This window comes from Kosakonia sp. SOY2 (assembly GCF_027109175.1).
GTDB lineage: Bacteria > Pseudomonadota > Gammaproteobacteria > Enterobacterales > Enterobacteriaceae > Kosakonia.
In genome coordinates, this window is record NZ_JAPVXH010000001.1 from 835,993 (window position 1) to 862,882 (window position 26,890).

At 52.7% G+C, this 26,890-nt stretch carries 26 protein-coding genes; 15 read left to right on the forward strand and 11 right to left on the reverse strand.

Going from position 1 to position 26,890, the window contains the following annotated elements; genetic code table 11:
- Positions 1 to 410 precede the first annotated feature (410 nt).
- The 7 genes from astC (at position 411) to ves (ending at position 8,112) form a co-directional block, all read left to right on the forward strand.
- Complete coding sequence (gene astC, locus O3S68_RS03990; protein WP_269230838.1) at positions 411 to 1,631, forward strand: succinylornithine/acetylornithine transaminase; 1,221 nt, start codon at positions 411 to 413, stop codon at positions 1,629 to 1,631.
- Positions 1,628 to 2,677 (forward strand): arginine N-succinyltransferase, encoded by a 1,050-nt coding sequence (gene astA, locus O3S68_RS03995; protein ID WP_269230839.1) that lies wholly within the window; start codon positions 1,628 to 1,630, stop codon positions 2,675 to 2,677. Before astC ends, astA begins: the two co-directional genes overlap by 4 nt.
- Positions 2,674 to 4,152 carry a succinylglutamate-semialdehyde dehydrogenase gene (gene astD, locus O3S68_RS04000; RefSeq protein ID WP_269230840.1) on the forward strand — a complete coding sequence of 493 codons (1,479 nt, stop codon included), beginning with the start codon at positions 2,674 to 2,676 and terminating at the stop codon, positions 4,150 to 4,152. Before astA ends, astD begins: the two co-directional genes overlap by 4 nt.
- On the forward strand, positions 4,149 to 5,474 hold the full coding sequence (gene astB / locus O3S68_RS04005; RefSeq protein ID WP_269230841.1) for an N-succinylarginine dihydrolase: 1,326 nt from the start codon (positions 4,149 to 4,151) through the stop codon (positions 5,472 to 5,474). Before astD ends, astB begins: the two co-directional genes overlap by 4 nt.
- Before the next feature lie 11 nt (positions 5,475 to 5,485).
- A complete protein-coding gene (gene astE / locus O3S68_RS04010) occupies positions 5,486 to 6,451 on the forward strand; it encodes a succinylglutamate desuccinylase (protein ID WP_269230842.1) in 966 nt (321 codons plus the stop codon).
- A gap of 314 nt (positions 6,452 to 6,765) precedes the next feature.
- Complete coding sequence (gene spy / locus O3S68_RS04015) at positions 6,766 to 7,245, forward strand: ATP-independent periplasmic protein-refolding chaperone Spy (protein WP_045511546.1); 480 nt, start codon at positions 6,766 to 6,768, stop codon at positions 7,243 to 7,245.
- Between the two features lie 309 nt (positions 7,246 to 7,554).
- Entirely contained in the window at positions 7,555 to 8,112 is a 558-nt protein-coding gene (ves, locus tag O3S68_RS04020; protein ID WP_020454004.1) for an environmental stress-induced protein Ves, read from the forward strand.
- Here the strand turns inward: ves and cho are convergent.
- Together cho and nadE are read right to left on the reverse strand one after the other, a co-directional pair.
- Complete coding sequence (gene cho / locus O3S68_RS04025; protein WP_020454003.1) at positions 8,109 to 8,972, reverse strand: excinuclease Cho; 864 nt, start codon at positions 8,970 to 8,972, stop codon at positions 8,109 to 8,111. The two genes, ves and cho, sit on opposite strands and share 4 nt — an antisense overlap.
- An 82-nt stretch (positions 8,973 to 9,054) precedes the next feature.
- Positions 9,055 to 9,885: an ammonia-dependent NAD(+) synthetase gene (nadE, locus tag O3S68_RS04030; protein ID WP_020454002.1), complete on the reverse strand. Its 831-nt coding sequence runs from the start codon at positions 9,883 to 9,885 to the stop codon at positions 9,055 to 9,057.
- Between the two features lie 253 nt (positions 9,886 to 10,138).
- Here nadE and osmE point away from each other — a divergent pair, with 253 nt between their 5' ends.
- Entirely contained in the window at positions 10,139 to 10,477 is a 339-nt protein-coding gene (gene osmE / locus O3S68_RS04035) for an osmotically-inducible lipoprotein OsmE (protein WP_017456537.1), read from the forward strand.
- A 68-nt stretch (positions 10,478 to 10,545) separates the two neighbouring features.
- Here osmE and katE read toward each other — a convergent pair whose 3' ends face one another.
- Positions 10,546 to 12,801 carry a catalase HPII gene (gene katE / locus O3S68_RS04040; protein WP_269230843.1) on the reverse strand — a complete coding sequence of 752 codons (2,256 nt, stop codon included), beginning with the start codon at positions 12,799 to 12,801 and terminating at the stop codon, positions 10,546 to 10,548.
- A 215-nt stretch (positions 12,802 to 13,016) separates the two neighbouring features.
- Between katE and cedA the strand changes: the two genes are divergently transcribed.
- Positions 13,017 to 13,259, forward strand: a complete 243-nt coding sequence (gene cedA, locus O3S68_RS04045; protein ID WP_017456539.1) for a cell division activator CedA — start codon at positions 13,017 to 13,019, stop codon at positions 13,257 to 13,259.
- Between the two features lie 86 nt (positions 13,260 to 13,345).
- Here cedA and O3S68_RS04050 read toward each other — a convergent pair whose 3' ends face one another.
- From O3S68_RS04050 to hxpB, 4 genes are all read right to left on the reverse strand, one after another.
- Entirely contained in the window at positions 13,346 to 14,737 is a 1,392-nt protein-coding gene (locus tag O3S68_RS04050; RefSeq protein ID WP_269230844.1) for an L-cystine transporter, read from the reverse strand.
- Positions 14,738 to 14,867: 130 nt separating this feature from the next.
- The gene (locus O3S68_RS04055; protein WP_020453999.1) at positions 14,868 to 15,458 is read right to left on the reverse strand and encodes a metal-dependent hydrolase; all 591 of its coding nucleotides are present in this window, start codon (positions 15,456 to 15,458) and stop codon (positions 14,868 to 14,870) included.
- Positions 15,459 to 15,555: 97 nt separating this feature from the next.
- Positions 15,556 to 16,317 (reverse strand): 2-dehydro-3-deoxy-D-gluconate 5-dehydrogenase KduD, encoded by a 762-nt coding sequence (kduD, locus tag O3S68_RS04060; RefSeq protein WP_269230845.1) that lies wholly within the window; start codon positions 16,315 to 16,317, stop codon positions 15,556 to 15,558.
- Positions 16,318 to 16,464: 147 nt separating this feature from the next.
- Positions 16,465 to 17,133 carry a hexitol phosphatase HxpB gene (gene hxpB, locus O3S68_RS04065; protein WP_269230846.1) on the reverse strand — a complete coding sequence of 223 codons (669 nt, stop codon included), beginning with the start codon at positions 17,131 to 17,133 and terminating at the stop codon, positions 16,465 to 16,467.
- 144 nt (positions 17,134 to 17,277) lie between these two features.
- Here hxpB and O3S68_RS04070 point away from each other — a divergent pair, with 144 nt between their 5' ends.
- Positions 17,278 to 17,814 carry a YniB family protein gene (locus O3S68_RS04070; RefSeq protein ID WP_097407048.1) on the forward strand — a complete coding sequence of 179 codons (537 nt, stop codon included), beginning with the start codon at positions 17,278 to 17,280 and terminating at the stop codon, positions 17,812 to 17,814.
- Between the two features lie 44 nt (positions 17,815 to 17,858).
- Here O3S68_RS04070 and O3S68_RS04075 read toward each other — a convergent pair whose 3' ends face one another.
- The 3 genes from O3S68_RS04075 to pfkB all read right to left on the reverse strand — a co-directional run bounded on the left by O3S68_RS04075 (position 17,859) and on the right by pfkB (position 20,158).
- Complete coding sequence (locus O3S68_RS04075) at positions 17,859 to 18,719, reverse strand: fructosamine kinase family protein (protein ID WP_045511531.1); 861 nt, start codon at positions 18,717 to 18,719, stop codon at positions 17,859 to 17,861.
- A gap of 104 nt (positions 18,720 to 18,823) precedes the next feature.
- Positions 18,824 to 19,114: a type V toxin-antitoxin system endoribonuclease antitoxin GhoS gene (ghoS, locus tag O3S68_RS04080; RefSeq protein WP_249882108.1), complete on the reverse strand. Its 291-nt coding sequence runs from the start codon at positions 19,112 to 19,114 to the stop codon at positions 18,824 to 18,826.
- A 111-nt stretch (positions 19,115 to 19,225) separates the two neighbouring features.
- On the reverse strand, positions 19,226 to 20,158 hold the full coding sequence (pfkB, locus tag O3S68_RS04085) for a 6-phosphofructokinase II (protein ID WP_269230847.1): 933 nt from the start codon (positions 20,156 to 20,158) through the stop codon (positions 19,226 to 19,228).
- A gap of 291 nt (positions 20,159 to 20,449) precedes the next feature.
- Here pfkB and O3S68_RS04090 point away from each other — a divergent pair, with 291 nt between their 5' ends.
- The gene (locus O3S68_RS04090; RefSeq protein WP_044489379.1) at positions 20,450 to 21,205 is read left to right on the forward strand and encodes a DUF481 domain-containing protein; all 756 of its coding nucleotides are present in this window, start codon (positions 20,450 to 20,452) and stop codon (positions 21,203 to 21,205) included.
- 263 nt (positions 21,206 to 21,468) lie between these two features.
- Positions 21,469 to 21,684 carry a hypothetical protein gene (locus tag O3S68_RS04095; RefSeq protein ID WP_269230848.1) on the forward strand — a complete coding sequence of 72 codons (216 nt, stop codon included), beginning with the start codon at positions 21,469 to 21,471 and terminating at the stop codon, positions 21,682 to 21,684.
- A 166-nt stretch (positions 21,685 to 21,850) separates the two neighbouring features.
- Here the strand turns inward: O3S68_RS04095 and O3S68_RS04100 are convergent, their stop codons facing one another.
- Positions 21,851 to 23,296 carry a flagellin N-terminal helical domain-containing protein gene (locus O3S68_RS04100; RefSeq protein ID WP_269231655.1) on the reverse strand — a complete coding sequence of 482 codons (1,446 nt, stop codon included), beginning with the start codon at positions 23,294 to 23,296 and terminating at the stop codon, positions 21,851 to 21,853.
- A gap of 278 nt (positions 23,297 to 23,574) precedes the next feature.
- Here O3S68_RS04100 and fumD point away from each other — a divergent pair, with 278 nt between their 5' ends.
- The 3 genes from fumD to infC all read left to right on the forward strand — a co-directional run bounded on the left by fumD (position 23,575) and on the right by infC (position 26,848).
- The gene (gene fumD, locus O3S68_RS04105; protein ID WP_097407051.1) at positions 23,575 to 23,787 is read left to right on the forward strand and encodes a fumarate hydratase FumD; all 213 of its coding nucleotides are present in this window, start codon (positions 23,575 to 23,577) and stop codon (positions 23,785 to 23,787) included.
- A 586-nt stretch (positions 23,788 to 24,373) separates the two neighbouring features.
- Positions 24,374 to 26,302 (forward strand): threonine--tRNA ligase, encoded by a 1,929-nt coding sequence (thrS, locus tag O3S68_RS04110; RefSeq protein ID WP_017456552.1) that lies wholly within the window; start codon positions 24,374 to 24,376, stop codon positions 26,300 to 26,302.
- Positions 26,303 to 26,305: 3 nt separating this feature from the next.
- Positions 26,306 to 26,848, forward strand: a complete 543-nt coding sequence (gene infC, locus O3S68_RS04115; protein WP_071908164.1) for a translation initiation factor IF-3 — start codon at positions 26,306 to 26,308, stop codon at positions 26,846 to 26,848.
- Positions 26,849 to 26,890: the final 42 nt, after the last annotated feature.

Here is a 26,890-nt window from a genome sequence, read left to right on the forward strand (position 1 = left end):
AAGATGCAGAGATGTTAGCAGAATTTACATTTAACCACCGCCACTTATTGATATCGCCGCCGCCGATGCGCACTGGCGCATCACGCGCCCTTATTTAGGGCGAAACGCACTAAAACAGGGCGCACGCTGTAAATTAATTTCGCTGATGATCACAGTTCTATAATTAAAATTTCTAATTGCATAAACAGGCGTCTTTCCTCCCTCTCCACCTCATTTGGATCTCTGGTTATTCACTTTTTATGCAAATAAAGTGAATGGCGATAGGTTTTAAGTTATTGAAATTTCGTTGCTGAAAGTCGTTTATGCAGTTTTATCGCTGGCTGGCACGAACCGTGCAATCTACATTTACAGCGAAAACGTTCATATTCGTTAACATTTTTTCAACTATTTATTTACCGGATGAGGTCGCTATGTCTCTGTCAATTACGCGTGAAAACTTTGATCAATGGATGCTGCCTGTCTACGCGCCTGCACCTTTTATTCCGGTACGCGGTGAGGGCTCCCGCTTGTGGGATCTGCAGGGTAAAGAGTATGTCGACTTTGCCGGAGGGATTGCGGTGAATGCGCTGGGGCATGCGCATCCCGCGCTGTGTAAAGCGCTCAGCGAGCAGGCGGCGAAGTTCTGGCATACCGGCAACGGTTACACCAACGAGCCGGTGCTGAAACTGGCGAAACGCCTGCTGGACGCGACCTTTGCCGATCGCGCCTTCTTTTGTAACTCCGGTGCCGAGGCAAACGAAGCGGCGCTGAAGCTGGCGCGCAAATATGCCCACGATACCTTTGGCCCGCATAAAAGCGGCATTGTCGCGTTCAAGAATGCGTTCCATGGACGCACCTTATTTACCGTTAGCGCGGGCGGGCAACCGGCTTATTCGCAAGATTTTGCGCCGTTGCCGCCGCAAATCCAGCATGCGCAGTTCAACGATCTGGCCTCCGCCAGCGCCTTAATTAATGACGATACCTGTGCCGTTATTGTCGAGCCGATGCAGGGTGAAGGCGGCGTGGTGCCAGCCAGCCAGGCGTTTTTGCAAGGGTTGCGCGAGCTGTGTACCCGTCATAACGCGCTGCTGATTTTTGATGAGGTGCAAACCGGCGTTGGTCGCACCGGCGAGCTGTATGCCTATATGCATTATGGTGTGACGCCGGATGCGCTGACTACGGCAAAAGCGTTGGGCGGTGGTTTCCCGATTGGCGCGATGCTGACCACCGAACAGTTTGGCAAAGTGATGAATGTCGGTACTCACGGTACGACCTACGGCGGTAACCCGCTGGCCGGCGCGGTGGCGGGTGCGTTGCTCGATATCGTCAACACGCGGGAAACCCTGACTGGCGTGAAGCAACGCCATCAATGGTTTACGGAGCAGCTTGCGGCGATCAATGACCGTTATCACCTGTTCAGTGAAATCCGCGGCTTAGGGTTGCTGATCGGTTGTCAACTGGCTCCTGAGTATGCCGGAAAAGCAAAACAACTTTCACAACTGGCGGCGGCAGAAGGCGCAATGGTGTTGATTGCCGGTGGCAATGTGCTGCGCTTTGCTCCGGCGTTGAATATCAGCGAAGAAGAGATCCGCGACGGGCTTGCGCGTGTTGCCCGCGCCTGTGAAAAATTCATTGCGGAGAACGCATCATGATGGTGATCCGTCCTGTCGCCGAAGGCGATTTACCGGCGCTGATGCGGCTGGCCGGAAAAACCGGTGGCGGCCTGACGTCGTTGCCGGTTGATGAAGCAACGCTTGCTGCGCGGATTGAACGTTCGCGCCGTACCTGGCAGGGCGAGCTGCCGAAGGGTGAGCAAGGGTATGTTTTTGTGCTGGAAGAGACGCAAAGCGGCGAGGTGGCGGGCATTTGCGCCATTGAGGTCGCGGTGGGTCTGAACGATCCCTGGTATAACTACCGGGTCGGGACCCAGGTTCATGCCTCGAAAGAGCTGAATGTCTATAACGCGCTGCCAACGCTGTTTCTTAGTAACGACCACACCGGTAGCAGCGAACTCTGCACACTGTTTCTCGATCCCGCCTGGCGTAAAGAGGGCAACGGTTATCTGTTGTCGAAATCCCGCTTTCTGTTTATGGCGGCATTCCGCGAGCGCTTTAATGAGAAAGTAGTGGCCGAGATGCGCGGCGTGATTGACGAGCACGGTTATTCGCCATTCTGGGAGAGCCTGGGCAAGCGTTTCTTTTCGATGGAGTTCAGCCGGGCGGATTACCTGTGCGGCACCGGGCAAAAAGCCTTTATCGCGGAGCTGATGCCAAAGCACCCTATTTATACCCACTTCCTTTCACAAGAGGCGCAAGCGGTGATTGGCGAGGTGCATCCACAGACGGCACCGGCCCGTGCGGTGCTGGAAAAAGAGGGCTTTCGCTACCGTAACTATGTCGACATTTTTGATGGCGGGCCGACGCTCGAATGCGATGTTGACCGGGTGCGGGCGATTCGCAAAAGCCGCCTGGTGACGGGAGGCGAAGGCCAGCGTGCACCGGGTGAATGGCCCGCGTGTATGGTCTCCAATGAGCAGTACCAGCAATTCCGCGCCATGCTTATTTACGCGGATCCAAACACCGAGCGTTTGCTCTTAACGGCTGCCGAACTGGATGCGCTGAAGTGCCAGCCGGGGGATACCGTGCGGCTGGTGCGCCTGTGTGCCGAAGAGAAAAGTGGCGAGGAGAAAACAAAATGAGTTTATGGATTAAGGGTGACTGGGTAACAGGCCAGGGCGAACGCCGCGTCAAAACCAACCCGGTAAGCCACGAAGCGTTGTGGCACGGCTTTGATGCCGATAGCGAGCAAGTGGCGCTGGCGTATCAGGCCGCGCGCGACGCTTTCCCGCAGTGGGCGCGGCAGGCTTTTACTGAGCGACAGGCGATTGTCGAGAAATTCGCGGCGCTACTGGAGACCAACAAAGCGGCGCTGGCCGAAATCATCGCCCGCGAAACCGGTAAGCCGCGCTGGGAAGCGGCGACCGAAGTGACGGCGATGATCAACAAAGCCTCAATATCGGTAAAGGCGTACCACGTGCGTACCGGGGAACAACACACGGAGATGGCAGATGGTGCCGCAACACTGCGCCATCGCCCGCATGGCGTGCTGGCCGTTTTCGGGCCGTATAACTTCCCTGGTCATCTGCCGAATGGGCATATTATCCCGGCGTTGCTCGCGGGTAATACTTTGATTTTTAAACCCAGCGAACTCACACCGTGGACCGGTGAAGCGGTGGTCAAACTCTGGGAGCAAGCGGGTTTGCCTGCAGGTGTGCTGAATCTGGTGCAGGGCGGGCGTGAGACCGGCCAGGCGCTGAGCGCACTGCCGGGGCTGGACGGATTGTTATTTACCGGCAGCGCCAATACGGGATATCAGCTTCACCGCCAGCTTGCCGGGCAGCCAGAAAAAATTCTCGCACTGGAGATGGGGGGGAATAACCCGCTAATTGTTGAAGATCCTGACGATACCGATGCCGCCGTCCATCTGGCGATCCAGTCAGCATTTATTACCGCCGGGCAGCGCTGCACCTGCGCACGCCGCTTACTGGTTAAGCGTTCTAAAGCGGGCGATGACTTTCTGGCGCGGCTGGTGGAAGTGAGCGCGCGGCTGCAACCGCAGGCCTGGGATGCGGAACCCGCGCCGTTTTTCGGTGGCCTGATTTCACCCCAGGCGGCGCAGCAGGTTTACCAGGCCTGGCAGGCGCACGAAGCTCGCGGCGGTAAAACTTTGCTGGCACCGCGCCTGTTAGCGGAAGGAACCTCGCTGCTGACGCCGGGGATTATCGAGATGACGGACGTGGCGGGAGTGCCGGACGAAGAAGTTTTTGGCCCGCTGCTGTGTGTCTGGCGCTATGACGATTTTGATCAGGCAATCCGTATGGCGAACGACACGCGCTACGGGCTGGCCTGCGGGTTAATTTCACCGGATCGGCAAAAATTTGATCAACTGCTGCTGGAAGCGCGCGCCGGGATCGTCAACTGGAATAAACCGTTGACCGGTGCGGCCAGTACCGCGCCGTTTGGCGGCGTGGGCGCCTCGGGTAACCATCGCGCCAGCGCGTGGTACGCAGCGGATTACTGCGCCTGGCCGATGGCGAGTCTTGAATCTCCCGCGTTGATGTTGCCACAGACGCTCAGTCCGGGACTGGATTTCTCTCGCGAGGCGCAGCCATGAAAGCACGTGAGGTTAACTTCGATGGCCTGGTTGGGCTAACGCACCATTACGCCGGATTATCTTTTGGTAATGAGGCCTCGACCCGCCACCGTTTTCAGGTTTCTAACCCGAAACTGGCGGCAAAGCAGGGGCTACTGAAAATGAAAGCGCTCGCCGACGCGGGTTTCCCGCAGGCGGTGATCCCGCCGCAGGAGCGCCCTAATATCGCGGTCTTGCGGCAGCTTGGTTTCAGCGGCAGCGATGAGCAGGTAGTGGAAAAAGCTGCCGCACAAGCGCCGCAGATCCTCTCCGCTGCCAGTTCGGCATCGTCGATGTGGGTCGCAAACGCGGCTACCGTCTGCCCGTCGGCGGATGCGCTGGATGGCAAAGTGCATCTCACGGTTGCTAACCTGAATAATAAATTCCACCGCGCAATGGAAGCCCCGACCACAGAAGCCCTGCTGCGCGCCATCTTTCGCGATGAAACAGCGTTTGCTGTCCACCCGGCGCTGCCGCAGGTTGCCATGTTTGGCGATGAAGGCGCGGCGAACCATAACCGCTTTGGCGGTGATTACGGCGAAGCGGGTGTGCAACTCTTCGTTTACGGTCGGGAGTACGCAAGCCATGATGCCCCGGCGCGCTATCCGGCGCGCCAGACGCGCGAAGCCAGCGAGGCGGTGGCACGTATTAATCAGGTGCGCGCGGAGCAGGTGGTTTTCGCCCGGCAAAACCCGGACGTTATCGATCTGGGCGTGTTTCATAACGATGTGATTGCCGTTTCGAACCGACAGGTGCTTTTTTGTCACGAACTGGCCTTTGCTAACCAGGCTCGTGTGCTGGCCGAGCTACACTCTAAAGTACCGGGATTTATGGCAATTGAAGTTCCGCAGCAGGCTGTTTCGGTTAGTGATGCGGTGGCAACGTATCTGTTTAACAGCCAACTGCTGAGTCGTGATGATGGCAGCATGTTGCTGGTATTGCCGCAGGAGTCGCAGGAACATGCCGGGGTGTGGCGCTATCTGAACACGCTGCTGGCGCAGGATAACCCGATCAGTGAGCTTAAAGTATTTGACCTGCGTGAAAGTATGGCGAACGGCGGTGGTCCGGCGTGCCTGCGCTTGCGTGTGGTGCTTACCGAGGCGGAGCAGCAGGCCGTTAACCCGGCAGTAATGATGAATGACAGTCTGTTTGCCACCCTCAATGACTGGGTGGATCGGTACTATCGCGATCGGCTGACGCAAGCGGATTTAGCCGATCCGCAGCTTTTACGCGAGGGGCGGGAAGCGCTGGACCGATTAACGCAGTTGTTGAATCTGGGATCGGTGTATCCCTTCCAGCGTTAACCGGAGGCCGTATGGATAACTTTCTTGCTGCAACGCTTGCGGGCGATATCCCGCGAAAAATGTCAGGGGAGTCGGGCGGTATTCACTGGTTGTGGCACGAACAAGGGATACTGGAACTGATCCCGAAACAATCCGTCGGGCGATCGCTGGTCATCTCGTGTGCTATCCACGGTAATGAAACCGCGCCGGTGGAGATGCTGGATCAGTTGCTTAAAAATGTCTTTGCGGGCGAACAGCCACTCACCTGGCGGCTGCTGGTGATCCTTGGAAATCCGCAGGCGCTGGCGCAAAACAAACGATTTTTGCATAACGATCTCAACCGGATGTTTGGTGGCCGCTGGCAGCAGTTGCCGCCCAACGATGAAACAGTGCGCGCCGCCCAGCTTGAACGAGCGGTGACGCATTTCTTTGCGGCGGGCGATGAGGTGCGCTGGCATCTGGATTTACATACCGCGATCCGCGGTTCGCATCATGTGCGCTTTGGCGTGCTGCCACAGCGAGCAGAGCCCTGGGATGAACCGTTTCTGGAATGGCTGGGTGACGCAGGACTGGAGGCGCTGGTGTTTCACCAGGCGCCGGGCGGCACCTTTACCCATTACAGCTGTGAGCATTTTAATGCGCTGGCTTGCACACTGGAGCTTGGCAAAGCGTTACCATTTGGTGAAAACGATCTAAGCCAGTTCCAGCGCACGGCCTGGGCGCTGGCGGCGTTACTGGCGGGCGAACCCGCACCGGATACGGAAAACACGCCGCTGCGCTATCGGGTGGTGCAGCAACTGACCCGCCACAGTGAAGAATTTAAACTCTTCATGAGTGCGGATACACTCAATTTTACGGCCTTCAGTGCGGGTACTTTGCTGGCAGAAGATCGCGGCGAGCGGTATGTGGTGCAACATGAACAGGAGTATGTTTTGTTTCCGAATCCGAATGTTGCCATTGGCTTACGTGCCGGACTTATGCTCGAGAAAATTAATTAAACAGCAAGCCCTGTTCACGCAGGGCTTATTTTTATGGTTTTCTTAAATAAATTGCAGAATTATCCTGTTGAAGCGCTTTATTAATAAATCACGTTGATTTAAGATTATCCACAATTCCTTTTTAATCAGCATATTGAATATTTAATTTTCGACTCTCCACGCTTTATCCTTATTTCCTTCACATTTGACGTAAAAATGATATTTACACTTTCATTGTTTTACCGTCGCTCTGATTAATTGACGATAAAGCCAGTAAAGTGATTAGCGTCAACACGGCAACCGCCGTAAGTAAAACCGAAGTAAGGAATAAAATTATGCGTAAATTGACTGCTCTGTTTGTTGCCTCTACCCTGGCTTTTGGCGCTGCAGGTCTGGCTCATGCTGCGGATACCACCGCCGCACCCGCTGACGCGCAACCCATGATGCACCACAAAGGTAAAGGCCCGCACGATATGATGTTCAAAGGCCTGAACCTGACCGATGCGCAGAAACAGCAAATCCGCGAGATCATGAAAAGCCAGCGCGAAGAGATGAAACGTCCGCCGGTGGAAGAGATGCGCGCAATGCATGACATCATTACCAGCGACAGCTTTGACCGCGCGAAAGCCGAAGCGCAAATCACCAAAATGGAACAGCAGCATAAAGACGTTATGCTGAAACGTATGGAGACGCAGAACAAGATTTACAACATTCTGACCCCGGAACAGAAAAAGCAGTTCAATGCCAATTTTGAGAAGCGTCTGACAGAACATCCGGCAGCGGAAGGTAAAATGCCTCCTGCACCTGCTGAATAATTCAGCACCCCTCCTTAAGACCGCCGGTTTTGCTCATCGCTTGTTTTACGTGATGGGCAGAACCGGCGGTTTTTTCTTGTTTCCCTCTTGCCAGCCGCTACTGGCGCGGTATCCTCGTTAAACCCGTTTTTGCGGCGATGTTACTTATCTGAAATTTATGATTTTTTACATGTCTGATTGCGCAGTAGCCTAAGGCAAATCGCGTCGGCTGCCGATAACTCACACATGGCAAAGTAAACAATAACAATGATGCAGGCTGTCCGAAGAGGCAGCGGCGCAGGTGAAGCACCGCGCCCTTCAGGAGTGATGATGGAATTCTTTGATATCCGTAAAATGCCGGTAAATCTCTGGCGTAATGGGGCGGGCGAAACCCGAGAAATTTGCTGTTTTCCGCCCGCAACACGTGATTTTAACTGGCGAGCCAGTATCGCTTCGCTGGCCAGCAACGGTGATTTTCCGCAATTTCCCGGTGTGGATCGAGTAATAACCCTTATTGAAGGCGGCGAAGTGACGCTGAACGGCGGAGGCGCTTTCAGCCACACGCTTAAACACCACCAGCCCTTTACTTTTGCCGGTGAGCAGCCGGTCAGGGCTGAACTTTCAGACGGGCGCATGTCGCTGGATTTTAATGTGATGACGCGCCGCGATCGCTGCCAGGCGAAAGTGCGTATCGCCGATCGCACCTTTACCACTATTGGTACACGCGGCGGCGTTATTTTCGTTCTGAGCGGGGCGTGGCAATTGGGCGATAAATTGTTGACCGCCGATCAGGGCGCCTACTGGCAGGAAGGGCGACAAACTCTGCGGTTGCTAAAGTCAGAAGGGCAATTACTGTTCAGTGAAATCACCTGGCTGCCCGGCCATTAACCCAGTTCAATGATTTCGTACTCCCCGGAAAGCAGCGGCTTGCAGAGAATTTTGTAGCCGTCATGATCGAAACCCGCCGGTAAACGCAGCAGTTGCGCGGCAGCGGCGGGCTCATCAACTGAACCTAACCATAGCCAGTTGTGAATAATGTGATATTGCGTCATTCCCGCAGCGCTCTCTTTTAGCCCGATTGGGCCGCGCCATGGCCAGCAGACCAGTTGCAGGCGTGCCATCGCAGCAGCTAAGCGTTCATCATGTGCTTCACGCGTCTCTTTGCCGCAACATGCGCCGGCACAGCGCTGTAATGCGGATCGAAAACAAGCCCGGCCGCGACTTAGCGATTCCAGACCCAGCAGCCCGTAGCACAGCTTTTCGTCATCAGCGATCGACTGCAGCGCTTGCAATGCGGCGCGACGGTTGGCAAACAGGCCATACAGATTGGGAGAGGAGGAGAAATCCACCTCTTTGGCATACACCACCTGCGGTTTTTCACCGCTAAGGCGAAGCGAGCAGAGCTGGCGATTACGGCGCAGACGCTTATTAAATAGCGGCTGTTGTTCTTTAATCAGCCGCGCTTCGAGCAACAGCGCGCCAATCTCCCCGGCGGTACAAATCCAGGTAATACGCCGCGACTGACGCAGCATCGCCGCTTCATCGGGCGTGCGCAGGTGTGACAGCACACGACTGCGGATATTGACGCTTTTACCGATATAAAGCGGCATCGCCTCGCTTTCGCCGTGAAAAATATAGACGCCGGGCTGTTTGGGCATTGCTTCCAGCCACGGACGAAGATGTTCCGGATATTCATAGATTGCCGCCGCTTCGAATTCAAGACGCGGGGCGGATTGACGCCTGACCACAAAAGACTCCTGATACTGTTTACCTATCCAGTATAGCAGCCAATAAGTGCCTAAAAAAGAGGCGGCTTGCGCCGCCTGTAGGTTATTTCTGTTTCCAGAAATCGTCGAATACGGTAATAGGCGGGCGGCGCTTGTGCTCCGTTTTCACATACCAGCCTTCAATGATTTTCGCGATACTGGCGTCCAGCGTTTTCCCTTCCAGATAATCATCGATATTTTCGTAAGTTACGCCCAGTGCGGCTTCATCGGGCAGTGAAGGGCGATCGTCTTCCAGGTCGGCCGTTGGCGCTTTTTTATAAAGATGTTCCGGGCAGCCCAGGTAAGCCAGCAACTGTTTACCCTGGCGTTTGTTCAGACGGAAAAGCGGGTTGATATCAGTGCCGCCATCGCCATATTTGGTGAAGAAACCGGTCACCGCTTCGGCGGCATGGTCGGTACCAACCACCACGCCTTTCGTCATGCCCGCAATGCTGTATTGCGCTTTCATACGTTCGCGCGCTTTTTCATTGCCGCGCACGAAATCGCTCAGTTCGATGCCTGTGTCACGGAGCGCCTGCTCGCTTGCCAGCACTGAGGCTTTGATATTGACGGTCAGAACGCGATCCGGCTGAATAAACGCGATGGCATCCTGGCAATCCTGTTCATCCGCTTGCTTACCGTAAGGCAGGCGGACGGCGATAAACTGATATGCTTGATTACCCGTTTCCTGGCGCAGTTCGCTGATTGCCATCTGGCTGATTTTCCCGGCCAGCGTGGAATCCTGGCCACCGCTAATGCCAAGCACCAGCGTTTGCAAAAAAGGATAGGTTTTCAGATAGGTTTTCAGAAAGTCCACGCTGCGGCGAACTTCTTCTTCGGCATTGACCGTGGGCTTCACGCCTAACGCCTGAATAATCTCTTGTTGCAGAGTCATTTACCCCTCCGTTGTGTTGTCCTGCTTTGCAGGGTGCAAATAGATAATAGGGCCAAATTAACCCTTTGGCGGTAAAACGACAAGGATCACAGATTTGAGTGCCGCAATTTACGGCGTTTTAGCAGCTTATCTCACTTTTATTAGATTTCTCCGAAAGTTATACCAATGCCGTCTGTTAGTTGAAAAATGCAATTTTATATTCCAGGCTTAGATAACACGCTGATACACAAGCGGATACAAAAGAGGATGGAATATGAATAAGAACATCGCAGGAATTCTGGGCGCAGCTGCAGTGCTGACTATGCTGGCGGGTTGTACGGCTTACGATCGTGCAAAAGATCAGGTTTCTCAGCCGGTGGTGAAAGATGTGAAAAAAGGCATGAGCCGCCAGCAGGTTATGCAGGTTGCTGGCCGTCCTTCTTCTGAAGTTACGATGATCCACGCGCGCGGTACTTGCCAGACCTATATTCTGGGTCAACGTGACGGCAAAACCGAAACCTATTTCGTTGCGCTGGATGAAACTGGTCACGTCATGAACTCCGGCTACCAGACCTGCGCCGAGTATGATACCGACCCGCAAGCTAAGCAGTAATTTCGGTTTTTAGCCTGAGCAAATAAAAAACCGGCCAGTTGGCCGGTTTTTTATGGCTGCAATAACGCTTACGCCGGGATGCTATCGATTTTGCTGATGCGCGACCAGACGCGGTGCGCCGCAAGATGCGTCAGAAAATCATCCATAAAATTCGCCGTGGCGTTATCCGCCTCGACAATACCGTCCTCTCCCTGATCATCCACCTCCAGTAAGCGCTTAAACTGCCGTGCATCACCCGCAAGCGCGATAGTTTTCAGGTGTTTATAGGCTTCCAGCAGATAATATTTCGCGTCGCCATTCTGCAGGATATCGCTGATATCGCCGCCGGGAACAATGACGCCATCTACGGTCAGCGACGGCGATCCGGCGAAGGTAGCGGCAATCGGTAATTCGGAGCCATCATCCGCAATCACGTTGCCCATTCGCGCATAGAGCAGCTTGCTATGAACGCCTTTGGCTTTCAGCCCCTGCAATACGTTGAGTACATCCGCTGCGCTAACCTTATCATGCAGTAAAACTGCCACCACCCGGCCTTTCACGTTGCCATCCGGGATGGCATAAAGACTCAGCGAAGGATCTTTTTTCAATCCATTCACTTCCGGCGGCGGGGCGATATTTAACTGATCGTCGCTCAGGGTGATACCAAGGTTTTCCGCTACACCTTGCGCCAGATGCACGTCAATGTGCGCCAGGTGATCCACCACACGTTCGCGAATATACGCGCGCACCACTTTGCTCAACTCGAAGCTGAAAGCGTCAATAATATGGCGTTGTTCAAACGGTGTCTGGCTTAACCAGAACAGGCGAGGATGTGCGTAATATTCACCGAAGGAGGGGCTGCGTTCGCGGATTTTTTCCCCTTCGACGCGCTCCTGGTAAGTCTCGAAACCACCGCGTTTCGGGCCGGGCGGTGTTTCCCGCGGCCAGTTATCATTGATGGAGTTCGGTTCATAGTTAGCGGGATTGGTGTCAATCTCCATGCGGTGCATGCCGTCGCGCTGCAAATTATGGTACGGACAAGTTGGGCGGTTGATGGGGATTTCATGGAAGTTCGGCCCGCCGAGTCGGCTGATTTGCGTATCGGTGTAGGAGAACAGACGCCCCTGCAGTAGCGGGTCATTGGTAAAATCCAGACCGGGCACGATATGCCCTGGGTGGAACGCAGCCTGCTCGTTTTCGGCAAAGAAGTTATCCGGGTTACGGTTTAACACCATTTTTCCGACGCGCTGCACGGGAATCAGTTCTTCGGGAATCAGTTTGGTTGGATCCAGCAGGTCGAAATCAAATTTGAATTCATCCTCTTCCGGGATCAGCTGTAACCCCAGCTCATATTCCGGATAATCGCCAGCTTCAATGGCTTCCCATAACTCGCGACGGTGGAAGTCCGGATCGCGCCCGGTCAGTTTTTGCGATTCGTCCCACACCAGTGATGCCTTGCCTGCCAGCGGTTTCCAGTGGAAGCGCACAAACGTAGCTTTGCCTTCGGCGTTGATCAGGCGAAATGTGTGGATGCCAAAACCTTCCATCGTGCGATAGCTGCGCGGAATGCCGCGATCGGACATCGCCCACATCACGTTATGTAAGGTTTCCGGTTGTAATGACACATAGTCCCAGAAGGTGTCATGCGCGCTTTGACCCTGCGGGATCGCCCAGTGCGGCTCTGGTTTTACCGCATGGACAAAATCGGGGAATTTATGCGCATCCTGGATGAAAAAGACCGGCGTATTGTTGCCAACCAGGTCAAAAATGCCTTCTTCGGTGTAGAACTTGGTGGCAAACCCGCGGATGTCACGAACGGTGTCCGCTGAACCCGCGCCGCCCTGCACGGTAGAAAAACGGACAAATACCGGGGTGATTTTATCCGCATCAGAGAGAAAATCCGCTTTGGTAATATCACTCAGGCTACGATAGGGCTGAAAGTAACCATGTGCCGCCGACCCGCGCGCATGCACGATACGTTCCGGGATGCGTTCATGGTCGAAATGGGTGATTTTCTCCCGCAGGATAAAGTCTTCCAGCAGTGTTGGGCCGCGTTTTCCCGCGCGCAGGGAGTTTTGGTCATCGGCAATGCGCACGCCCTGGTTAGTGGTAAGGGGATAATTTTCGCCGCCCTTGCGGTAAGGCTCCAGCGCGTTCAGTTTGTCATTCGACGTGTCCGGCGCTTTCATGCTCCCCGGCGCGGTCGGTTGCTCGCCAGGTGCTGTGGGGCGCGGGGAAGGGCGGTGCGAATTGTCCTCAGGGGCCAGGGAGTCCAGCCCTGGGCGGGATTCGTTAGCGTCATGAACCGGGGCGTGATGATGAGGGTCTTTCTCGTTGTGCGACATTGAACTCGTCTCCTGTTTTCATTGCTGAAAAATGGTCGATGTTTCCTTAAAACCCTTCTAACTATAGAACAACGTGCTGCGTTAACCTGGTTAATCAGGAGGCGGCAAGGAAGTGAAAAATCAGAGAAAGTGGTGCCAGGCGCGACGTACAGGCTCACAATCGGCTATGATAGGTCTTTAATGTTTGAAGAATTTGTCTGTAGAACGCATCGCTTATGAAATCTTATCGTCAACAAAACCGAGCCATTATCAGCTATGTCCCGCGTGTCGAACCGGCTCCCCCCGATCACGCCTCAAAAGTGGATGGCTATCGTGATGTCTGGTTGCTGCGTGGCAAGTATGTGGCGTTTGTGTTGATGGGGGAAAAGTTTCGCCGCTCGCCGATCTTTAGTGTCCCGGAAGCCGCGCAGCGCTGGGCGCTGCAAATGCGCCAGGAAGGCGAGATAGAAGAAGAGTAAAAAAAACCGCCTGACATTGCAGGCGGTTTTCATTGTCAATCAATGCCCCAGGGAGCGAGTGGCATTGTTTATTTCTTGCCGGGTGATTAACGGTGCGCCAGTTCGGCGTCCTCTTCACTGTCCAGCACCGCTTTATCGGTCTGTTTCAGCCACTGGCTGGTTAACGTACCGGCGGTCATGGAACCACTGACGTTCAGGGCGGTACGGCCCATATCGATAAGCGGTTCAACAGAGATAAGCAGTGCCACCAGCGTTACCGGCAGGCCCAGCGCAGGCAGCACGATAAGCGCGGCAAAAGTCGCACCACCACCAACGCCTGCTACGCCTGCGGAACTCACGGTGACAATCCCTACCAGAGTGGCAATCCACAGCGGATCCAGCGGGTTGATGCCAACAGTCGGGGCTACCATCACTGCCAGCATCGCCGGGTAAAGCCCCGCACAGCCGTTCTGCCCAATGGTTGCACCAAAAGAGGCGGAGAAGCTGGCGATGGATTCCGGTACGCCCAGACGACGCGTTTGCGCTTCCACGTTCAGCGGAATGGATGCAGCGCTGGAGCGGCTGGTGAAGGCAAATGTCAGTACCGGCCATACCTTACGGAAGAATTTCAGCGGGCTAACGCCGTTCACGCCAAGCAGCAGACCGTGCACTACAAACATAATGCCCAGGCCAAGATAAGAGGCGATAACGAAGCTGCCCAGCTTGATGATGTCCTGAATGTTAGAACCGGCGACAACTTTGGTCATCAGCGCCAGCACGCCATACGGTGTCAGTTGCATCACAAGGCGTACCAGTTTCATCACCCAGCTTTGCAGCGTATCGATAGCGGTCAGAACGCGCTGGCCTTTCGGCGCGTCATCTTTCAGCAGCTTGAGTGCCGCAACGCCAAGGAAAGCAGCGAAGATAACGATGCTGATAATTGATGTTGGGTTTGCGCCGGTCAGGTCGGCAAACGGGTTTTTCGGTACGAAAGAGAGCAGCAATTGCGGCACGGTGAGATCGGCCACTTTGCCGACATAGTTGCTCTGAATAGCATTCAAACGCGCAGTTTCTGCCATACCCTGCACCAGTCCTTCCGCCGTCAAACCGAACAGATTGGTCACCAGTACACCCACCAGCGCAGCGATAAGCGTGGTGAACAACAATGTACCGATGGTCAGAAAACTGATTTTGCCCAGTTGTGACGCGTTATGCAGCCGCGCAACGGCGCTCAAAATTGAGGCGAAAACCAGCGGCATGACAATCATTTGCAGCAACTGAACATAGCCATTGCCGACGACGTTGAACCACTGGATGGAATCTTTCAGTACCGGGTTATCAGAACCATAGATAGCCTGCAGCGCGAGACCAAAGATCACGCCAAGGCCTAAACCGACCAGTACTTTTTTTGCCAGGCTCCACTGTTTGTGACGCGCCTGCGCCAGCAAAAACAGCAGTGCCACGAACACTACAACGTTCGCGATGAGTGGAAAATTCATTCCCGTTCTCCTGATATCATTATTCGGTCGGCCTTCTCGGCCGCTCCTGTTGCGCAAGGTTAGCAGAAGTGCCGAAACGGGCTTATATCCAAATGGAATGGGTTATATCAAAAGCCTTAGAAATGCCGGTTTAATGTTCAGATTGCTGATGAATAAAGCGATTAAACTGATCTTGCAGCGACGTTATCATGTGCGATGACCAGCGCACTGCTCCGTTTTCGGGCAATGTTTGCGGCATCCATACCGCATAAGTAAATAGTGCCATACATAATACGCGCTCCAGTTGATTCCCTTTTTGCGGCACCAGCAGCGGCAGACGAAAGCGCCAGCGGCAGGGCCAGAGCAGCGGTACACCCGCAGGAGTAAGCATGTCCGCCAGAATATGGCTGAGATAACCCACCACCATTCCCTGTAGCGCATCGGCGGGCACTATCCAGCTTTCTGGTACTTTTAAATAAAAGAGCGTCAGTGCCAGAAAAACCGCCAGCAGGCTATGCGTAAATCCGCGATGCCCGAAAGCGCGGGCGACAGGTTTTGATATCCACTTCAGACGCTGCCCGAGAAAGGATTTGGGATGGTCGATATCCGGCAGCAGGCAGGTGAGAATAGCGGACGGGACAATATGCCACCAGTCACCCTGGGCGAGGACGGGCGTTAACTCAGCGTTTTTGGAAAACACCGCGCAAGCAATGGAAAAAAGCAGGTGTCCTTCCGCCGTCATGGTCAAACTCACTCAACTGTCGATGCATACAGTATAGGATGTTTGTACAGTAGGCGGAAGAGGTGACGGTGTAACTCTTTGTCACAATCCTGAGCGCTTAACGCGCCAGCCAGCCACCATCGACGGCAAGGGTGTAACCATTAATATAATCCGCCGCTTTTGAGGCCAGAAACACCGCAGCGCCTTTCAGATCTTCTGGTTCTCCCCAGCGTCCGGCCGGGATACGTTCAAGGATCTCCTGGCTGCGTTCCGTATCTTCGCGCAATTGCTGCGTATTATTGGTCGCCATATAGCCGGGTGCTATCGCGTTCACGTTAATCTGATGGGGCGCCCATTCGTTTGCCAGTAAACGTGTCAGCCCCATGACCCCGCTCTTGGACGCCGTATATGAAGGCACGCGGATACCGCCCTGGTACGAGAGCATCGAGGCGATGTTAATGATTTTACCGCCATTACCCTGAGCGATAAATTGCCGTGCCACCGCCTGAGAGAGAAAAAAGACCGTTTTCAGGTTCAGGTTCATCACGTCATCCCAGTCTTGCTCACTGAAATCAATGGCATCGCAGCGGCGGATCGTGCCCGCGTTATTCACCAGAATGTTGATGTGCCCAAATGTCGCAACGGCTTGCTTAACCACCTCCTCAAGACCCTGCTGGTGGCGAAGATCTGCCTGAATTGCATGGAAACGGCGTCCTAAGGCCTGCACGCGGGAGGCGGTTTCCTGCGGCACTTTGCGGCCAACACCAACGATATCGCAGCCCGCTTCCGCAAGCCCTAATGCCATTCCCTGACCCAGCCCGGTGTCGCACCCGGTGACGATAGCCACTTTACCCGCAAGCTTAAAGGCTTCCAGTATCATATTTACTCCGGCGTTATAAATTGTTGTCTGGGCATCTGCGCCTGAAGATCAGGATAGAAGGCGGACAGCGAAAATACAAATAAAAATGAAATGGCGTTTCAAAAAATGAGAGGTAATGGGGCGATCGATATCACCCCAGAGGAGAAATTAACCGAGCAAATGTGTGAGGGTAAGCTGTTCGAGGCTTTCGAGTTTCACGTTAGCGAGCACATAACGCAGGTCCGTGCGATGTTCGGCATCCGGCACAACGATGGAACGCATCCGCGCCGCTTTGCTGGCAATCATGCCGTTAACCGAATCTTCCAGCGCTACACACGTGAGCGGGTCTACGCCCAGTTTTGCCGCACAGTCCAGATAAACCTGCGGGTGCGGCTTGCTGTAGGGTAACTTTTCCGCGGAGGCGAGTGCGTCGAAACTGTCGCGTAGATCGAACATAGTCAGCACTTTTTCCAGCATATGCAGCGGCGACGCAGATGCCAGCCCTACCGTCAGTCCGCTGTTTTTACACAGCGCGACGGCTTCACGTACGCCAGGCAGCAACGGGCGCTCTTCCTCAACAAGGGAGATGGCGCGCTGAATGATGCGTTCGGTGACTTCCTGACGGCCCGGACCATTCCACGGCTGCTGGGCATACCACATTTCAACCACCATATCGATGCGCAGGCCAAGCGTATCCGGTAACTCATTGCGCCTTGAAATGTCGACGCCAAGACTTGCCACAACCTCGAGTTCGGCGCGATCCCAGAGCGGTTCAGAGTCAATCAGTAATCCATCCATATCAAAAATGGCAGCAAGAATTTGTCGCGGGGCAGACATAACACCTCTCTATTCACGGATTTTGCAGGGATAAAAGCGAAATTATGGTTAAGCATTCATCATACTGCCTTTAAAGATCAGGCGAAAATGGTTATCAGCAGGTAGACTAAGGCGCAAACAGTGCGTCACTTACAAGGGGAAACCATGACGTATCAACAAGCTGGACGCATCGCCGTACTGAAACGCGTTCTGGGTTGGGTGATTTTTATTCCAGCCGTCATTTCGACCATTATTTCTGTACTGAAGTTTATGTACGATCACAGCGAAAAACAGCCGGGCATCAATGCCGTGATGCTTGATTTCGCCCATGTGATCATTGAGATGATGCGTTTTAACACGCCATTCCTGAATCTTTTTTGGTACAACTCGCCAACGCCTGATTTCCACCAAAATCTGAACATCATGTTCTGGATTATCTATGTACTGATCTTTGTCGGGCTGGCGCTGCAGGCGTCCGGTGCGCGCATGAGCCGCCAGGCGCGTTTTCTGCGTGAAGGCGTGGAAAATCAGATGATCCTCGAGAAAGCCAAAGGACCGGAAGGGTTAACACGTGAGCAGATTGAAGCACGCATTGTCGTGCCTCATCACACCATCTTTCTGCAAATTTTCCCGCTCTATGTATTACCGGTGATAATCATTGTTGCAGGCTATTTCTTCTTTACGCTGCTCGGTTTTCTGTAACGCCTCAAACCCGAGGCGTTACGCCCCGGGTCTGAGCACAACACTCACGCCGCCAGCACGCGATCCAGCGCTTTTTGCGCATTCACCAGATGTTCGCCACCGAATAAGATTGCCCGATTAAACAAAGTGTAAAGCTGGTAAAGGGGTTGGCGATCGAGGAAATCTGGAGGAAGCGGGGAGATGGACTGGTAACCGTCATAGATTTGCGGCGGCTGGTCCGGGTGCAGCGGCAGCATCGCCAGGTCACACTCACGGTCGCCCCAGTAGCAAGCCGGGTCGTAGATGTAAGGGCCGTCAGGCCCAAGGGCGCAATTGGCCGACCAAAGATCGCCATGCAATAACGAGGGTTGCGGCTGGTGAGAACTCAGCCGTTGCTGAACGTGTTCGACAATCGCGTCGATATTGCCAAACTCCAGCCCTCTTTCCGCCGCCAGTTCTAACTGCCAGCCAATGCGTTGCTCGGCAAAAAACGTTGACCAGCGGCGCTGCCAGGCGTTGGGCTGCGGCGTGGTGGAAAGATCGTTGTCGAAATCGAGGCCAAACTGCGGCTGATCGCTCCACTGGTGCAGGCGCGCTAACTGCTGACCCAGCTGAAACGCGCTGTGCGCATCAAGCGGGCGGGCAGGAAGATACTCCATAACCAGAAAGCTGTAGTCGCGGTCGCTACCCACCGCCCAAACCGCAGGGACACGCACGGTATTGCTGCGTGCCAGCAGGGCGAGCTGATCGGCTTCGGCCGTAAAAATGGGGAGCAGTGCGCGATCATCACACTTTACGAAGAGATCGCGCCCGGCGTAGCGTACGTGCCACGCGGCATGGATTTCGCCACCGGGCAGTTCGTCGCGTTGTTCAATTTCGCCTTCACCCAGTTGTTCGCTTAACAGACCACTTATCGCTTGCCACATGATGTCTCTCCCATGTAATCAGCCAGATCATAAGGTTAGCGCACTACAGCTGTTGAAAAATCCGACTTAACGCACGCCCGGCATACGCAACGGTGGAAAGGCACTTAATGTTCCTGTTTCTGGAACGCCTCCCAGGTGGTGACAGTGATTTCCGTCTCTTCGTCCACGGCGCTTTCAGCAAGCCCACTTGCCAGCGCATGAACCTCTTTTTCATTTAGCGCACTGATGAAACCGAACGTATTGGTACCAAGATCGTGTACGTTGCCGTTATCATCAGCCATCGTGAGGAGAAAGCCGGCACGTGTAAAGTGGTTATTGATCTCATTGATGTCTGTCAGCGTCTGGTCATGAAATTTGACCTCAACTACGTAGCGGGTGATGCCATCGCTGCCCATCTTTCACCTCGTTGTTATCTTGATGTTTTTTTAGCATAGACGGCGAGTGACATTTGTCGACCACCGCGGAGATATTTGATATTTCCCCTTCCAGCCGGAAGGGGAGGTACGTCAGGCATGGCGCAAATAGTCGTAGATCTTTTGCGTGTCTTCCTGCGCGCACAAACGAGTACCCTGGTTGATGGTGGCTGCACTCCCGGCGGCGACGCCGAAACGCACCATGTCATCAAAAGGCGCATCTTGTGCAAGTTTGAGCGTCATTGCGCCAACCATGCTGTCGCCAGCGCCCACCGTGCTTTGGCTTTTCATCGGCGGCGGTACGACCTGAACACAGTTTTCAGCATCCACGCCCAGCGCTCCCTGCGGGCCAAGGGAGACGACCACGCGCAAGGCTTTGCCCGCCTGAACGATCTCCTGCGCGGCTTTGCGCACATCATCAGGCTGGGTAAGCTCTCTGCCGACCAGCGCGCTCAACTCCTTCTGGTTGGGTTTTACCAGCTCGATATTACCAATTGCGAGCGCTGCGGTTAGTGCCTCGCCCGAGCTATCGACAATGCAACGAATTCCCTGTTTTTGCGCGGACTTAACTAACTGTGTCAGCTTTTCAACCTCGATACCCGGAGGCAGACTGCCACTTATCACCAAAATCGCGCCGCGCTCAATAGTCAGGACTTTCTCTTCAATCTGGCGAAACTCGTCTTCATTCAATGCGGCACCAGGCATAACAAACCGGTATTGCTCACTGCTGGACTCGACATGAACGTGCAGGTTCTGCCGCGTCCAGTCTTGTGTGGCTACGGTTACGGTCGGTACGTTCTCATCGGCCAGTAATGCGGTGAGATGTTCACCCGTTGCGCCGCCAGTGGGAAATATTGCCGTTGCTTTACCGCCCAGATGGGCAATCGCGCGTGCAACATTAATGCCGCCGCCGCCAGGCTCAAAAACGGGTGCTGTACAACGCAGTTTACCTTCGGGATAAATTTGTGGCGTTAGCGTCGCACTATCAAGCGAAGGCGCCAGCGTAAGGGTGTATATAGCTGCCATGTTGACCTCCTTTTTCTCAGACTGATGTAAGCCTGGCACTGTTAAGGCAGAAGGGAAAGGAATTAAGGGCATGATTTCAAAATGATATTGATTTAATGCGCAGCAGTTATTAATAACCTTTTTTGCTGTTTTGAGATCCCTCTTATTCAAAAAATCAAATAAGATTTCATTGATCTGTTTAAGCGGCCTTTTTATAATTTGTTACCTTTCTTTGGACCGCTGATCATTGATCCTAATGAAAGTTTCCGGGACCGTGTTGGTCTCTTTTTTTGCTGTTCGGACTCTAAATAAATGAAGCTTTTGAAGACAGTACCCGTGCTTGTGATGGCGGCGGGTGTGTTTGTATCAATGCACGCGTTTGCAGATGATACCGTTTTTACTGTCATGGATGATCCCTCTACCGCTAAAGCGCCGTTTGAAGGCGGTGTAAACGGTGGTTATCTGGCTCAGTCCGGCAATACAAAGAGTTCCTCTTTGACTGCTGATTCCACCTTGACCTGGTACGGCGAGACTACCGCCTGGTCTTTGTGGGGCAACGCCAGCAATACATCGTCAAATGATGTGCGTTCGTCTGAAAAATACGCAGTAGGTGGCCGTAGCCGTTATAACATGACGGATTATGATTACCTGTTTGGCCAGGCGAGCTGGTTAACTGACCGCTATAACGGCTATAGCGATCGCGACGTGCTGACTGCTGGTTATGGTCGTCAGTTCCTGAATGGTCCGGTTCACAGCCTGCGCTTTGAATTCGGTCCTGGTGTTCGTTATGACAAGTACACCGACGGCAACACGAAAACGACTGGGCTCGGTTATGCTTCCGGCACCTACGCCTGGCAGATGACCGATACCACGAAATTCACGCAGGGTGTTTCCGTATTTGGTGCGGACGATACCACCGTGAACTCAGAAACAGCGCTGAACGTAGCGATTAACGCGCACTTTGCTCTGAAAGTTGCGTATAACCTGACCTGGAACTCCCAGCCACCGTCAACGGCGCCGGATCATACCGATCGCAGAACGACGGTAACGTTAGGCTATAAAATGTAATTTGTTGGGCCGAAAATATCGGCCCATCTTTTATTTGTTAATTTGTGCTCTTTTCATTCCACTATTCCTTTTTCAATTTCGTTTAAGTATTCTTTTCTCTTCATAATTTACTCACAATTAATATTTGGGTTACACATTCAGTTTATTTGACACGAATAGATAAATAAATTGACTGTGCAAAAGTGTGATCCAGATCTACACTAACAACACGGGCAAAAAAGCCCAGCCAGTTAATGTTGTTATTCAAGTATGAGAATTTAATTATGAAAAAAATCAAAACCGCTGCGGTCGCCGTCGTGCTTTCTGCACTCTCTTTTGGCGTTTTCGCGGCCCAGCCTGCAGTAACTGCCAGCCAGACTAACACTAACATCACCAACATTGAAGCGGGTTCCAATATGGTTCCGGTGTCTCATTCCACGCAGGATTCAAATGACAATGCGTTTAACGCACATACCCTGGTTGCGGGCGAGTGGAACTAAATACGTTTTCAGTTAATTCATTAACTTTGAAAAAAACCGGATTTAGTCGTGCCGGTTTTTTGTATTTGTGCGGCAATGTGGATTTTGTAAGATAAGGTTATTTCGCTGCGGGCGAAAAATGATTTTGTTATTAAGTGCTGTTATTAAATGAAGTGAAAATACCATGTTAGCTACCAAGAAGCGCCAGAATATTTTCTGCAGACTGGTTAGCGACTTTTAGCACCATATCCTGGCTCTGCTGTAATATCTGCGCTTTTGCCATCTTACTGACTTCCAGCGCGTAATCCGCATCTTCAATCCGGCTCTTCGCCGCTTGTGTTGCAACATTTTGCTGTGCCAGTACCGATTTATTCGATTCAAAACGATTGATATACGCGCCATATTGCGCGCGCCAGCCGCTTACTTTCTCGAGTGCTTTGTCAAGCGCACCCATTGCGACACCTGCTGAGGCCGCCGTTTGCAAGGATGTCGCGTTTAAACCCAGTGATTTCACATCAGCCGGAGTGGCTGGCATGGTTACGGATTGTATATCATCCCCAACGATCGCGCTGGTTACGACCTCCCACGGGCGACTCTGCTTTGGCGGTTCCGCCGGCGTTATTGTTGGTTTTGGCAGCGTTCCCCAGGTTAAGTTGCTGGTGAAAGAGCCACTGCCTACGATCATCACCACCAAATCTTCCGTAACGTTATCGATCTTTACGCGCTCAAGTCGGTTTGAACCGTTGCTACCATCATTGTAAGCATTGCCCGGTTCGTAACGGTCACCATCGCCGCTGTAAGCAATAGCCATACCGTTGTAATTCAGCGTTTCGCTACCGTTTAGCGCCCAGGCTGCGCCGCCATCAATCAGTAAAGAATCGTCGTAGGTAGCGCCATGCGCAAAACCGTTGGCTTCGGTCAGAACCCGGCTGGTCGCTTTCGCTGAATCCGTGATGCCACGACTTTTCCATGTATAGTCCGGGGCTGCGCCGTTAATTGGTGTACCGGCCAGATGCTTACCATCGCGCGTGAATAACTGGATGTCATCATCCAGGCCCAGTGAATCAATGGTAATAGCAATATTCGTCGAACCGGCAGGGATGTAGGCCAGCGAGACAATGCCTGAACTGAACGAATAATTGGTACCCTGAACCGGAAACTTGACGTTTAACGGCGGCACATCACCAATCAACTCCGGTGGCAGTTCGGGTGAATCAGTAGCCAACGGGTAGCGTCCAAAAATCTCGGTACCCTCTGAGATTGACTGAATATTGTTAAGAATATTTTGATATTCGTTCTGAATGCTTTGCCGGTCATTCTCCGGGAGAGTGCTATTTCCTGACTGTATGGCCAGGCTTTTTGCCCGGATCAGAAGTTCGCTAACAGTGTTCAAACTGCCATCGGCGGTCTGTGCCATACTGATAGCATCATCAAGACCACGCGATACCACGCTATCCGCACTGGCGTTAGAGCGCATGCGATTAGCGATAGACTGCCCGGCAGCATCATCCTTCGCGCCATTAATGCGCAACCCCGATGACAGACGTTCAATACTTTCCTGAAGCGAAGAGGACGTTTTTTTTCGGGCAGTGAGGTTCAGCCCGATAAACTCATTATGATTGATTGCCTGCATTACCGTCATTAATTCATTCAGACCGCTAATGAATTAATCATCGGCAAAGGGGTGAGTAACTTTAAGGTAAATTCGCAGGAAAATTTAACTTTGTGCAAGTGTCTGAAAATAGATGGCGTGCAGAAAAAAGCCTGTTGCGTTACCTCTTCACGCTGCCAGGGGATAGAGGCAGTGTACAGTTGTTGCTAACAATATGCTTTACTCACACTTTTTACAGATGTAAGCCGCATTCTTCGTGAGGCAGGCTGCTTATCAAAACCATCGCCACCGGAGGTGAAATGGGAACATCAAAAGACGAAGCGTTATATGACGAGATGTGCCGCGTAGTGGGGAAAGTCGTGCTGGAGATGCGCGATCTCGGACAAGAACCTAAACATATTGTGATTGCCGGGGTGGTGAGAACTATGTTGGCCAATACAAAAATTAAGCGTTCCGGGCTAACGCAAGAAGCGATGGAAACCGTGATCCGCGCTTTAGGTTACAACGCCTGAAAAAGCAGGCTGGATATGATAAAGAAAGGCACGTGCGTGCCTTTCTGAACAGTCATACCTGGTCAACGGAGGTGGCGTTATTGACGCCGTTTCTTGTAACGGCCCGGAAGGGAGCGGGATGACTTCATGCTGTGGTGCTTATAAAACGAAAAAATAATGATCGCGAGAAGCGCGAAAATAATAACGAAGTAAAGGATTACCATGCTTTATCAGTAGGTTAGGTGTTTACGGGTAGCCAAATAAACGGCTTGAGATGCCGCTATGTCAAGAATTTGGTAAAAAATCAGACAATCCTTAGGTTGGGTGGTTGTTTTTGAAACGTTTTCTGTGCGGAGTTTTGAAACTGCAATAAAGCCGCACTCTTGAGCTGAGTCACACTAATCCTTTCAACCCCCTTCGCAAATGTGTACTATTGCCGGGTACTTAACAGCGGCAGGTAAGGGTATCAGGTAGCAGTTGATCTCTACGCTGTACAGATTCCGCAGAGTGAAGCGAGAAAACTTATCGTCGCGGCTGTTATATCTTTGATCTCTCATTTTGTATGTGCTCTTTCGTGTGGGGCACCACTGCAAATTAAGGAAATGAAATGCCTGTAATTACTCTTCCTGATGGCAGCCAACGCCATTACGACCACGCTGTAAGCCCAATGGATGTTGCGCTGGATATCGGTCCGGGACTGGCGAAAGCCTGTATCGCTGGCCGCGTCAACGGTGAACTGGTAGATGCATGCGATGTGATTGACAGCGATGCCAAACTTGCCATCATCACTGCAAAAGATGAGGACGGACTGGAAATCATTCGTCACTCCTGCGCGCATCTGTTAGGTCATGCGATTAAGCAACTTTGGCCCAACACCAAAATGGCTATTGGTCCGGTTATTGATAACGGTTTCTACTATGACGTTGATCTTGACCATACGCTGACCCAGGAAGATATCGACGCGCTCGAAAAGCGTATGCACGAGCTCGCCGAAACAAACTACGATGTCATCAAGCAGAAAGTAAGCTGGAAAGAGGCGCGTGAAACGTTTGTTAAACGCGGCGAAAGCTATAAAGTTTCGATCCTTGATGAAAATATTGCCCATGATGACAAGCCTGGCTTGTATCATCATCAGGAATATGTCGACATGTGCCGTGGTCCGCACGTGCCGAATATGCGTTTCTGCCATCACTTCAAATTGATGAAAACAGCGGGTGCCTACTGGCGCGGTGACAGCAATAATAAAATGCTGCAGCGTATCTATGGTACCGCGTGGGCAGATAAAAAAGCGCTGAACGCTTATCTGCAACGTCTGGAAGAAGCGGCAAAACGCGATCACCGTAAAATCGGGAAACAGCTCGATCTGTATCACATGCAGGAAGAAGCGCCGGGTATGGTGTTCTGGCATAACGATGGCTGGACTATCTTCCGCGAACTGGAAACTTTCGTACGTTCTAAACTGAAAGAGTACCAGTATCAGGAAGTGAAAGGCCCGTTCATGATGGACCGTGTGCTGTGGGAAAAAACCGGCCACTGGGACAACTACAAAGATGCCATGTTTACGACGTCTTCTGAGAACCGTGAATATTGCATCAAGCCGATGAACTGCCCGGGTCACGTTCAGATCTTTAACCAGGGCTTAAAATCCTACCGCGACCTGCCGTTACGTATGGCAGAGTTCGGTAGTTGCCATCGTAACGAGCCGTCAGGCGCTCTGCATGGCTTAATGCGTGTACGCGGCTTCACTCAGGATGACGCTCATATCTTCTGTACAGAAGAGCAGGTGCGTGATGAAGTGAACGCTTGTATTCGTTTAGTCTACGATATGTACAGCACCTTTGGCTTCGAGAAGATCGTCGTCAAACTCTCCACTCGTCCGGAAAAACGTATCGGTAGCGACGAGATGTGGGATCGTGCTGAGGCGGACCTGGCTGTGGCGCTGGAAGAGAATAATATCCCGTTTGAGTATCAACTGGGTGAAGGCGCATTCTACGGTCCGAAAATTGAATTTACCCTGTATGACTGCCTCGATCGTGCATGGCAGTGCGGTACTGTCCAGCTGGACTTCTCCTTGCCGTCTCGTCTGAATGCCTCTTATGTTGGCGAAAGTAACGAGCGACAAGTCCCGGTGATGATTCACCGTGCAATTCTTGGTTCTCTGGAGCGCTTTATCGGCATCCTGACTGAGGAATTTGCGGGCTTCTTCCCAACCTGGCTTGCCCCCGTGCAGGTAGTTGTGATGAACATCACTGATTCGCAGGCTGAATACGTTAACGAATTGACCCGTAAACTGCAAAATGCGGGCATTCGTGTAAAAGCAGACTTGAGAAACGAGAAGATTGGCTTTAAAATCCGCGAGCACACTTTACGTCGTGTCCCTTATATGCTGGTTTGTGGTGATAAAGAGGTTGAAGCCGGCAAAGTAGCTGTGCGTACCCGTCGCGGTAAAGACTTGGGTAGCCTGGACGTAAATGATGTTATCGAGAAGCTGCAACAAGAGATTCGCAGCCGCAGTCTTCAACAACTGGAGGAATAAGGTATTAAAGGCGGAAAACGAGTTCAAACGGCGCGTCCCAATCGTATTAATGGCGAGATTCGCGCCACGGAAGTTCGCTTAACAGGTCTGGAAGGCGAGCAGCTTGGTATTGTGAGTCTCAGAGAAGCTCTGGAAAAAGCTGAAGAAGCCGGGGTCGATTTAGTCGAAATTAGCCCTAACGCCGAGCCGCCCGTTTGCCGTATAATGGATTACGGCAAGTTCCTCTATGAAAAGAGCAAATCTTCTAAGGAACAGAAGAAGAAGCAAAAAGTTATTCAGGTTAAGGAAATCAAATTCCGACCTGGTACAGATGAAGGCGACTATCAGGTAAAACTCCGCAGCCTGATTCGCTTTCTCGAAGAGGGCGATAAGGCCAAAATCACGCTGCGTTTCCGCGGTCGTGAGATGGCCCACCAACAGATCGGTATGGAAGTGCTTAATCGCGTGAAAGAAGATCTGGTTGAACTGGCAGTAGTCGAATCCTTCCCAACGAAGATCGAAGGCCGCCAGATGATCATGGTGCTTGCTCCGAAGAAGAAACAGTAAGGCCATCAAGTAACTAAACCTGTGGGCCACAAGCTCACGGGT